The sequence below is a fragment of the Bryocella sp. genome, assembly GCF_058498515.1.
Genome location: NZ_JBMHYI010000001.1, coordinates 81,164 through 90,886, shown reverse-complemented (window position 1 = coordinate 90,886; position 9,723 = coordinate 81,164). Strand labels below are relative to the sequence as shown.

The following is a 9,723-nucleotide window of genomic DNA, read 5'->3' as shown; positions in this document are numbered from 1 at the left end:
CCGCGCCCACCGAGCCTTAAGCCGGCTCTCAGCCGGAAGCCTTGCAGGCGGCTTCAGCCGCACTCAGGCGACTTCCAGTCGCAACCCCAACCTACCGGCTTTCAGCCGGTAGTCGTTTAGCGGAGCAGCTCAGCAGGCGCAACGCCCGGCGATCACCGGCATCGCCTTCATGCGCGTCTACGCGACTGACCCCACGGCCGCGGAGCATTTCTACAGCGCCACGCTGGGGCTCAAGCGCATCGAGCAGGGCGACACCTGGATCTACCCAGTGAACAGTCGCCAGTGGGTCGAGGTGCTGCCGCACACGCCGCCACCCAGCGCCACGCAGCGCATGGCTGCCGTAGCGTTTATGACGCGCGATGCCGCAGCGCTGGAGCGCTATCTCAACGCGCACGGCATCGCCACGGTCGTGCCCATGAGCGAAGGTGAATTTGGCGTGCGCGATCCCGAGGGCAACCTCATCCTCTTCGTCGATGGCCGCGAGCGCGAGGGCGCGGCGAAGCTGGTGGCTGCCGCGAAGCCCTCAGACACTGCGCCAAGTCAGCGCATCATCCACGTCGGCTTCATCGTGCGCGATCGCGCCAAGGAAGACCCCTTCTGGCGAGAGGTCCTCGGCTTTACGCCTTACTGGCACGGCGGCCGCACCGAGACCGAGACAGACTGGGTGAGCCAGCAGGTCCCCGAAGGCACCGACTGGCTGGAGTACATGCTCAATATCCCGGAGCCCCCCACGCTGAAGCAGACGGGCGTGGAGGACCATTTCTCGCTCGGTACCGAACGCATGCAGAGCGTGCTGGCCCGTCTTCAGGCCAACGGCTGCACGGATGCGCAATGCCGCGCCATCCAGATAGGCCGCGACGGCAAGATCCAGCTCAACCTCTACGATCCCGACCAGACGCGTGTGGAGTTCATGGAGTTTACGCCCGCGATCAAGTCCTGCTGCTCGCCGTTGCTGGGCCGCACGCCTGGACCGGTCGAAGCAAAGTAGAGCGCACTGGCGGAGTAGACCACTCTTGTTCAGCCCCGCAATCCTTCATACAATCGCGTGAAGCTCCCTGACTCACGTCGCGCAAAGCGAGGCTCTGCTCATGGCCACGAAGAAGCTCGCCAGTACCGCTGCCGGCTCAAACGCTGTCGACGCATACATTGCGAAGGCAGCCCCGTTCGCACAGCCCATCCTTACGTTCCTCCGCGAGACCGTGCATAAGGCAGTGCCCGGCGTAGAGGAAGCCATCAAGTGGTCCCATCCCTTCTTCCTGTTGAACGGTGTCATCCTCGGCAATATGGCGGCGTTCAAGGCGCACTGCAGCTTCGGGCTGTGGGGCTCGGAGGTCACCAAGGAGCTTCGCGCGGATGGCGTGGCGGAGGGTGGCTCGATGGGAAGCTTTGGAAAGATCACCTCGCTCAAGGACCTGCCTTCGAAGAAGGAGCTCACCGCGTACATCGTTGCTGCGGCAAAGCCCATCGCCGAAGGCACCCGCACCACCGCGTGGTCGCGCCCGAAGCCGAAGGTAGCGAAGCCTGAGGCGGCGGTGCCCGACGCATTGACCGCTGCGTTCACGAAGCACAAGGCTGCCGCTAAGCAGTTCGAGGCCATGAGCCCCAGCTGCCGCCGCGAATACTGCGAGTGGATCGCCGACGCGAAGCGTGAAGAGACCCGCGACAAGCGCGTCGCACAGGCCATCGAGTGGATTGTGGAAGGCAAGTCGCGCAACTGGAAGTACGAGAAGTGCTAGGTTGCACCCTGGGTACGTCGCGTGCTCATTGAGGATGCGACCATAGAACTGCGATGAAGAAACGTTCCTCGCCAGGCAAGACCGGCCCGATCTCCGGTGTCCCTGGCATCCCTGCAACAGACCTGCTCGATCCCGTGGCCTTCCACCGTGCGCTACGCAAGTGGTACAAGCGCCACGCACGCGACCTCCCCTGGCGCGGCGTCGACGATCCGTACGCCACATGGCTCTCCGAGATCATGCTGCAGCAGACGCGCGTCGCCACGGTCATCGAGCGCTATCACGAGTTTCTGGTGCGCTTTCCCACCATCCGCGCGCTGGCCGAGGCCTCCGAAGAGGATGTCCTCGCGTTGTGGAGCGGCCTGGGCTACTACCGCCGAGCGCGCATGCTGCATCGCGCTGCGCAGTTCGTCACGCGCGAGCTCAAGGGTAAGCTGCCGCGTTCCGCCGAGGAACTCCGCACGCTGCCCGGGGTCGGCGACTACACCTCCGCAGCCATTGCGAGCATCGCCTACGGTGAGTGCGTTGCCGTTGTCGATGGCAATGTAGAGCGTGTGCTACTGCGTGTGCTTGGCCGGCCGGAGGATCGCGGCGCGGCCACACGTGCGCTCATCCAGCGGACCGCGCAGTCGCTCATGCCACCGCAGTCTGCTCGGCGTACGCGGGCGAATCCCTGCGGCGATCATAACCAGGCCATGATGGAGCTCGGCGCGACGATCTGCACACCGAAGTCGCCGCTCTGCCTGCAATGCCCTGTGCGGGAGTTCTGCCACACGCGCGGCGAGCACCTTATCGGCGAGCGAACCCAGATGCAGAGCCGCACCGTCGCACATCTGCTGGTACGGCGTCGCCTCGGCACGCGCGAAGAAGTGCTGCTCAGCAGGCGGCCCGAGGCCGCATCGCTGATGCCCAACATGCTTGAGCTTCCGCCGCTGCCGATGGATGCCGTGGAGGGCCTGGAGCCCGTGCTCCGCGTGCGCCACGCCATCACCAACACCAACTACTACGTGATGATCTTCGCCGAGCGCGCCGCCGGGCTCCCACCGCAGACCGAGGACTTGAGTGACGAGGTCGACCTCGCGGCCGATAAGACGGTAATTCACACTGTCAGCGATCTGCGCGGCCTCGATCCCGTGGACGAGCCCTTTGTTGCCGGGGAACCAGGCGAAGACGATCGGCTGTCGTTGCTAAGCAGCGTCGCGACCGCACCCAAGGACTTGTTCTGGTTTCCCGTCACGCGCCTGCCCTCGCTCCCGATCACCGGCCTCACCCGCAAGGTGCTGCAGCGGCTCGGCGTGATGACGATACCCAAGGCCGTGCGCGCCTGAGCCGCCAACTATACTTGCAGCACGCGATACATGCAGCACTCGGTCTGCTGCAGCGAACGCATCCAAAGCAAACGTTCCGGGAGACTCCATCCATGACATTCGCACGCATATCGTTTGCGCCGCTCGCGCTGCTCGCACTCTTCGCCGTCATCGCCCCGTATGCGGAAGCCCAGAGCCTAGAGGGCGCCGAGAAGCTCGTCAGCGCCGACCGCATCCGCGATCTCGACAAGTACATCTCCGATGATAAGTTCGAGGGCCGCTATCCCGGCTCTCCCGGCGGCAACGCCGCCGCCGAGTTCATCGCGGCGGAGCTCGCGAAGGCCGGCTTGAAGCCGATGGGCGACAACGGCACCTACCTGCAGCAGGTCAACTTCGTCAGCATGAAGGTCAAGCCCACGGAGACCTCGGCATCGCTCGTGCCCGCAAGCGGTGCGCCACTCATGCTTCGCTTCGGCGACGACTACACCATCTCCGACGAGCAGCTTCACGCGCACGAGGACATCGACGCTCCCATTGTCTTCGTCGGCTACGGCGCCACTGCTCCCGAGTACCAGTGGGACGACTACGCCGGCGTGGATGTGAAGGGGAAGGTGATCCTCTGCATCGTCGGCGATCCTCCGTCGAAGGATCCCAGGTTCTTCATGGGCGACGCGCTCACCTACTACGGCCGCTGGACGTACAAGTTTGAACATGCAGCCAAGATGGGAGCCATCGGCGCGCTCATCATCCATCGCACGGACCTCGCCAGCTACGGCTGGAACGTGGTGCAGAACTCCAACACCGGCGAGAAAACCTACCTCCGCGATGACGCAAACCCGCGCCTCAAGGCCGCAAGCTGGGTGCAGTTCGACATCGCAAAGAAGATCTTCGCGATGAGTGGCCTCGATCTCGATAAGGAGTTCGACGCTGCAGGGAAGCGCGGCTTCAAAGCGGTGGAGCTTCCGGTGCACTTCAAAGCCACGGTTTCGAGCAAGGTGAAGCCCTTCCAGAGCCCCAATGTGGTGGGTGGGTTGCCTGGAGAGAATGTCGCCGGACACAAGCCCGACCAGGCCGTCCTCTACAGCGCGCACTACGATCATCTCGGCATGGATCCCTCTTTGCCGGGCCCGGACAAGATCTTTAACGGCGCTGCGGACAACGGCACCGGAGTCGCCATCCTCATCGATATGGCGCAAGCCTGGGCCGATAGCGTGAAGCAAGGCCTCAAGCTCCCGCACTCAGTGCTGTTCTCTGCTGTCACCGCAGAGGAGCAGGGTCTGCTCGGTTCCGAGTACCTCGGCCAGCACACGCCCATCCCGTCTGCGCAGATCGCGCTGGACATCAACTTCGACATGCTGCTGCCGTTCGGTGTGCAGCAGGAGGTCAACGTGAACGGCGCACAACGCACCACGTTCTTCCCTGAGGTGCAGGCGACCGCCAAGCGCTTTGGCCTCGCGATTGTGCCCGATCCTCGACCTTCTGCTGGAAGCTACTATCGCAGCGATCACTTCTCGCTCTCGCGCCTCGGCATTCCAGCCTTCACCATCGATGCAGGCACGCTCTATGAAGGTCGCGACCACGCGTGGGGCGCAGCAAAGGAGAAGGCCTTCAACGATCACGACTACCACAACGTCTCCGACAACTTCGATCCCACGTGGGACTTCCGCGGCGACGCCAACATCGCGCGCTTCGGCATGGACCTCGGCTGGCAGGCGATCCACCTCCCGCACACCATCGAGTGGCTGCCTGGAGATGAGTTCGAAGCCGCAAGATTGAAGAGCGAAGGCAGGTAGACGATCCTTCGTCGCTCATGCTCCCAAGGATGACGACGAAGGCTTTTATTGCACTTCGCTCGGCTCGAGCACCGTCGTCACCGCCGCGCTCTCATTGCCGTGTGTATCTAGGGCGGTCACGCTATAGCGATAGCGTTCCGAAGCCTTTGCGGTCGCATCGTGGAAGCCGGGTTCGCGGGCCGGTGAAGCGGTGAGCCGCTCTCGCGAGCCTTGGACCGCTCCACTCGCGTCGACCCGCTCGCGATAAACGTTGTAGCCTGCGACATCCGCATCATCCACCGGCTGCCACACCAGGTCCACCGCAAACGTCGCCGCAACGCCTTGGGAGCTCGCATTATCGAAGGCAGCGGCGACGAGGCCTGTGGGCGCCGCCGGTGCATAGGTAGCCTGCAGAGTAATGCTCGCTGGTTCGGAGAGTTCGCTGCGCAACTCCAGCGTGCGACCGCCCAGCTTCACCGTCTCTCGCCGGGCCGCGCGGTACTGGTAGGGAACGCCGAGCACCGCGCTCGCATCCAGTGACTGGTTCTGCGAGCGATCGTCGGCCGTGGGCGTCGCGCTCATCCACACCACATCCTGCTTCGCGGAGGGGTCGTTGTTGAGGTTCAGAGTAGCGGAGCGCCGTTTGCCGCTCTCAGCCTTCGCTGCTTCTTTCGCAGCCAGCGGAGCTCGCCCTTCGCGGCGCAGCAACACTTCGTCGCCATTGCCTGCTGCCGCCTCCCAGCGCAACACCACGCCCTTGCGCGCACCCCCGGCTGTCAAGCGCTCCACCCGCGGCGGCGCTGCTCCAGCAACCGTATACGTTGCGTCTGAGGTTCCCGCCGATCGTCCCTCCGCGTTGAACAACTCCACGCGATAGCAGAGCACCCTCTGCGTTCCCGAGGCCAGCGCCGGAGGCAGCGCGTCATGCCACACCACCACGGTGGACTTCCCGCCGGCGTCCAGCAGAGCGAACGTCCCACCGGCGTTTGCCGGAGTTTCGCATGGTCCTTTGCCGACCTGGCGGCAGAAGGTTCCTCGCAGCGACGCAACCCGCAGCGGCAACTTGTCCGTGGAGTTCCTGGGCGCAGTAAAGCGCAGTTCGACAACGTTCCCGGTGCGGTCGGAGCTCAGGTCGCGCGGTGGCGACGGCAGATGCAACGAGGGAGCATGCGGTGGTCCGGGATTGGCACAACCTGTAAGGACACCGGCCAGCAGGGCCGAGGCGATCCCACCTGAAACGTTAGTGCGCCACCCGCTCCCGCCGCCGAACCGAACCATGCTATCGAGCCTAGCATCCTGACCTGCCGAATCACCTTGCGCCCAAGTCATGAAGGCTCAATCGCATGGACCGGACGTTGCGCGGCGGGCGGATTTGGGGCATCCTCTTTCGCCGGGATGTCATCGTAAATACAACATTGCCGAGCCGCAGTGAAGACTTGGAGTGTGCCTCACGCTATGAACGAAATCCTCCCTCAGCCCGAATCGCATGCCGCAGATGTCGTTACCGCCGAGGCAGCCGAAGTGTGCATCGAAAGCAAGCGCATCGGTGAGCGTATCCGTCAGCTTCGCCAGCGCAAAGGCATGGGCCTGGTCGAGCTCGGACGGCACACCGGCCTCTCCGCGAGTTTTCTGTCGCAGCTGGAGACCGGCCGCGTCGTGCCGACGTTGCGCAACCTCGCGCGAATCGCCATGGTCTTCTCGCGCAGCCTCATCTACTTCTTCGAACCCGAGCGCCCGGAGATGTTCCGCATCGTACGCGCCGCGGATCGGCAGCGTCTTCCACAAACCGGGGCCGAGGAGCCGGCGTACTTCTTCGAGAGCCTCGGGCAGGTTCCCGCGGATCAACCGGTAACCCCGTATGTCGCCGAGTTCCTCCCTGGCAACGAGCGCCGTCCCCAGCGTCCGCACCAGCACAGCGGCATGGAGTTCCTGGTCATGCTCTCCGGCCAGTTGCAGCTCACGCACGATGGCATGTTCGATGTCCTCGAAGAAGGAGATGCCGTCTACTTCGACGCCGAAGCCGTGCACAGTTATGAGAAGATCGGCGACGATCCCTGCACCGCACTCATCCTCTCCATGAGCGAGCCCATGCGCGGCAGCAGCCGTGCCGAGGTTCGTGTGCCGGCCGTGAAGGCCGCCATCCGCAAGCCCTAGCTGCGCTGTTTAATCGACCTGAATTTTCCAAAAACCGAGGGATGGGTTACAAGCCTTTCCCTCACTTTCGTCGCGCCGCTCCCGCTCCGCGACTACGTTGCCTTCGCCGCCGCAAGTCGCTCTCCCGGAGCCCATGGTCCAGGAGTGTCCTTCCGCGGATCGTAGAAAAGCATCCGCCCGCAGGTCTCGCAGGTAAACACCGTCTCCTTGAACGGCGAGTTTGGATCGCGGTCGGTCAGATCGTTCCAGCGCTGCGGCCGCAGCATCATCTGGCATGCCGAGCACTTGTGTTCCGTCGCCTCGGAGATGGCGGTGCCCTTCGACTTCGCCGTCCGGTCATATTGCGAGAGCATTCGCTCCCCGGAATCGGTCGCGAGGACGTCCTTGCGCAGTGCACCGCGTTCGTCGTCCAGCACCGCGATCCGAGCCGTATCGCGTTCCGTCAGCACCTCGCACGCCACTGTCTCGCGGGTCAGCGCCGCGGTGGTCCGCTCCAGCGCCTCCTGCCCGTGACTGCGTTCCATCTCCAGCTGCTCGGTGCGCTCCATCGAGGCCAGCTCTTCGTCCTCGAGCTTTGCAATGGCCTGCTCCGCGAACTGGATCTCGTGCTCCAGCGCCGTCACCTGCGCGGTGGAGGTCGCCGCATCCAGCTGTTTGCGCAGCTTCGCCAGCTTGTCCTTGTGGGTACGGACGTCACCTTCCTGCGCGCGGCGTAGGAGTTCTTCCTTGCGCATGGCCTCGTCGGTTTTGCGCAGTGTGCCCTCGGCGCCGCGCAGCGCAGTCTCGGCGGCTTTGCGCCGCAATGGCACTCCAGCGAGCTCGGTCTTCAGCTTTCCCAGCTCCAGGTCGATCGCCTGCAGCATAATCAGTTTTTCAAGATCTGCGTTCATCTCACAATATTCCGTCGCGCCATCCGTCTTTATCCGTGGGCTCCATCGTACGCGAAGCAGCAGGTCTGCACCGCGCCGCCACGCACGGCTCTTCGCTGATTTTCTGAATCCGGCCGCCCACTCACGAATCTAGAGGAAGACACCCTCCTCCATGGCAGCAGCAACCGCAGTCGAGCTCTCTCCAACCACCGTTACCGCCCCCTGGCGCCCTCGCGTCAACCCGTGGGTCATCGCGATGACGGTGACGCTGGCCACGTTCATGGAGGTGCTGGACTCCTCCATCGCCAACGTCGCGCTGCCGCACATCGCCGGCGGCCTGGGCGCCACGCAGGACGAAGCCACCTGGGTGCTCACCGCGTACCTGGTCGCCAACGCTATCATCCTGCCGGCCGGCGCGTACATGACCACCTTCATCGGCCGCAAGAAGTTCTACATGATCTGCGTGGCCCTGTTCGGTATCTCGTCCGCGCTCTGCGGCCTGGCACCCACGCTGCCGCTGCTGGTCTTCTTCCGCGTGCTGCAAGGCATCGGCGGCGGCGGTCTCGCGCCCAGTGAGCAGGCCATCCTCGCCGACACGTTCCCGCCGGAGAAGCGCGGCCAGGCCTTCGCCATGTACGGCCTCGCGGTTGTCGTCGCCCCGGCCATCGGCCCCACGCTCGGCGGCTACATCACGGACAACTTCGACTGGCGCTGGATCTTCTACCTCAACGTCCCCATCTGCATCCTTTCGCTCTTCCTCACCTCGCGCATCGTGGAAGATCCACCCTACGTGCATGAGCAGGTGAAGAAGACGCAGCGCGAAGGCATGAAGCTCGACTTCATGGGCTTCGGCCTGCTTGCCCTCACCTTCGGCTCGCTCGAGTTCGTCCTCGACAAGGGGCAGGAGGATGACTGGTTCGGCTCCAGGCTCATCACCTTCTTCGTCGCGACCATGCTCATCGCGTTCATCAGCATGATCTGGTGGGAACTCAGGGAGTTGCGTGAGGGCCGGCGGCCCATCCTCAACCTCACGCTCTTCAAGCGACGGCAGTTCGCCATCAGCTTCCTGCTGATGTTCGTCCTGGGCTTCTCGCTCTACGGCACCACCATCCTGATCCCGCAGTTCGTGCAGACCCTGCTGGGCTATACGGCAGAGCTCGCTGGGCTTGTCCTTTCGCCCGCCGGCTTCATGATGATGGCGATGATGCCCGTGGTCGGCATCCTCTCGGGCAAGGTCGATCCACGCAAGCTCATCGGCTACGGCTTCTTCATGCTCACCGCGTCGCTGATGTACATGGCGCAGCTCAATCTCGGGCTGAGTTACGGCGAGCTCGTCTTCATGCGCATCTTCCAGGCCTCGGGCCTCGCGTTCCTCTTCATTCCCATCAATACCATCGCGTACATCGGGGTAAAGCAGAACGAAAACAACGACGTCTCCGGCCTCACCAATCTTGCCCGCAACATCGGTGGCTCCAGCGGAACCGCATTCATGGCCACCATGCTCACGCGGAGAACCCTGGCGCATGAAAACTCCATGGTGCGCAATCTCACGCCAGGCAATCCAGGCTACGTCGACCAGGTCAAGCAGATGGCCGGCGTCTTCAAGCCCGGCAATGGCGCAGGAGTCAAAGGCGGCCCCTACAACGGAGCCAGCTTTGGCGCGATCCATCAGGCCCAGGCGTACATCTACAACGAGCTGCACCGCCAGGCCGCCACGCTCGCCTACGTCGACATCATCCGCTACCTGACCATCTTCTGCGCGGCCATGATCCCGCTGCTTTTCTTCATCCCCAGGCCGCCCAAGAACGCCTCTCCGAGCGCCGGCCACTAAGCCGGGGCTTGCACAAACCGGGCGCCCCGGGCGCCCCGGGTCCCTCAAGGGACCCGG

General features: G+C 63.9%; 8 protein-coding genes. 6 read left to right on the top strand and 2 right to left on the bottom strand.

The features are described from left to right. Nucleotides 1-169: 169 nt before the first annotated feature. From AC5E6W_RS00400 to AC5E6W_RS00385, 4 genes are all read left to right on the top strand, one after another. Nucleotides 170-988, top strand: coding sequence for a VOC family protein (locus tag AC5E6W_RS00400; protein ID WP_491750270.1), 819 nt, complete (start codon nucleotides 170-172; stop codon nucleotides 986-988). Between the two features lie 100 nt (nucleotides 989-1,088). Further along, nucleotides 1,089-1,736, top strand: a complete 648-nt coding sequence (locus tag AC5E6W_RS00395) for a YdeI/OmpD-associated family protein (RefSeq protein ID WP_491750269.1) — start codon at nucleotides 1,089-1,091, stop codon at nucleotides 1,734-1,736. A gap of 53 nt (nucleotides 1,737-1,789) precedes the next feature. Next, a complete protein-coding gene (locus tag AC5E6W_RS00390) occupies nucleotides 1,790-3,061 on the top strand; it encodes an A/G-specific adenine glycosylase (protein WP_491750268.1) in 1,272 nt (423 codons plus the stop codon). A gap of 92 nt (nucleotides 3,062-3,153) precedes the next feature. After that, complete coding sequence (locus tag AC5E6W_RS00385) at nucleotides 3,154-4,833, top strand: M28 family peptidase (RefSeq protein WP_491750267.1); 1,680 nt, start codon at nucleotides 3,154-3,156, stop codon at nucleotides 4,831-4,833. A 45-nt stretch (nucleotides 4,834-4,878) separates the two neighbouring features. On the opposite strand, the gene AC5E6W_RS00380 is transcribed toward AC5E6W_RS00385, so the two are convergent. After that, nucleotides 4,879-6,090, bottom strand: coding sequence for a fibronectin type III domain-containing protein (locus AC5E6W_RS00380; protein WP_491750266.1), 1,212 nt, complete (start codon nucleotides 6,088-6,090; stop codon nucleotides 4,879-4,881). 177 nt (nucleotides 6,091-6,267) lie between these two features. Here AC5E6W_RS00380 and AC5E6W_RS00375 point away from each other — a divergent pair, with 177 nt between their 5' ends. Continuing rightward, entirely contained in the window at nucleotides 6,268-6,966 is a 699-nt protein-coding gene (locus AC5E6W_RS00375; protein ID WP_491750265.1) for a helix-turn-helix domain-containing protein, read from the top strand. Nucleotides 6,967-7,058: 92 nt separating this feature from the next. Here the strand turns inward: AC5E6W_RS00375 and AC5E6W_RS00370 are convergent, their stop codons facing one another. Continuing rightward, nucleotides 7,059-7,856, bottom strand: a complete 798-nt coding sequence (locus AC5E6W_RS00370) for a zinc ribbon domain-containing protein (protein WP_491750264.1) — start codon at nucleotides 7,854-7,856, stop codon at nucleotides 7,059-7,061. A gap of 151 nt (nucleotides 7,857-8,007) precedes the next feature. Between AC5E6W_RS00370 and AC5E6W_RS00365 the strand changes: the two genes are divergently transcribed. After that, the gene (locus AC5E6W_RS00365) at nucleotides 8,008-9,666 is read left to right on the top strand and encodes a DHA2 family efflux MFS transporter permease subunit (protein WP_491750263.1); all 1,659 of its coding nucleotides are present in this window, start codon (nucleotides 8,008-8,010) and stop codon (nucleotides 9,664-9,666) included. The last annotated feature ends 57 nt before the right edge of the window (nucleotides 9,667-9,723 follow it).